Source organism: Clostridium boliviensis (assembly GCF_033342255.1).
Classification (GTDB): Bacteria; Bacillota; Clostridia; order Lachnospirales; family Lachnospiraceae; genus Lacrimispora; species Lacrimispora boliviensis.
Map to the genome: position 1 here is coordinate 1 of NZ_JAWONS010000214.1, position 753 is coordinate 753.

The 753-nt window shown below is 46.2% G+C and carries 2 protein-coding genes; both read left to right on the forward strand.

Features of this window, described 5'->3' with window-relative positions; genetic code table 11:
* The first annotated feature begins 191 nt into the window (after positions 1-191).
* The gene (locus tag RZO55_RS12580; protein ID WP_318064632.1) at positions 192-464 is read left to right on the forward strand and encodes a helix-turn-helix domain-containing protein; all 273 of its coding nucleotides are present in this window, start codon (positions 192-194) and stop codon (positions 462-464) included.
* A gap of 14 nt (positions 465-478) precedes the next feature.
* Positions 479-753, forward strand: a 275-nt coding sequence (locus tag RZO55_RS12585) for a PIN domain-containing protein (RefSeq protein WP_318064633.1), incomplete at its 3' end; no start/stop codon positions are given.

Below are 753 nucleotides of genomic sequence, written 5' to 3' on the forward strand. Positions count from 1 at the left end.
CCGATGCTCGGGTAAAATTACCCGATGTCCTTCCCACAGTTTATTTTCTCGATCCATGGCCCTCACCTCATCTTTATTATACACGAACACTTGTTCTGTATGGAGACCCAATTTGGGGTTGATTTTCTCCGGAACGCTTGAAATTGGGTACAATAGGGTATATTTAAGTACAAATAAAGGGGTGATATAGCATGTCAGTCCAAAACAAGTCCGTTTATTCCGTGAAGGAAGTGGCGGAAATTCTGGATGTGAGCGAAAAGACTATATATCGAATGCTTGAAGACCAAAGACTTCCGGGGTTTAAGGTTGGTCGGATCTGGCGGATTCCTGAATCCGTTATTCGGGCATTGCTGGAGGGAAAACAGCTTATTGAAGAGGATACCCAACCATCCAGGCAAAAAGACCTCAGGAAATACAGCCGGGAAGAAATTGAGCGATTTACCAAAGAGGATCAGATTGATTGAATGGGGGGAACGCGATGGGGAAGAACCTGCGCGTTTTCTTGGATGCATCATGTTGGATCGCCGCTTGTTTGAATCCTGCCGGCGGATCGGCCCGGATTTTGGGAGCTGCACAAGAGGGAAAGATCCAGATACTTACCACCCCAGATGTTTTAGAAGAAGTTCGCCGCAACATCGAAAAAAAATTGACTGAAGAGGCAATGATTCAGTTCCAATTGTTCCGGCGAATGTGCAAACCCCTAGTTCTCCCCAATCCCCCTGAGGAGGACAAACAAGAATGGTCTTCTCTTAC

Coding starts and splice junctions, on each gene's coding strand:
- RZO55_RS12580 (WP_318064632.1), top strand. CDS start 192: ATGTCAGTCCAAAACAAGTCCGTTTATTCCGTGAAGGAAGTGGCGGAA.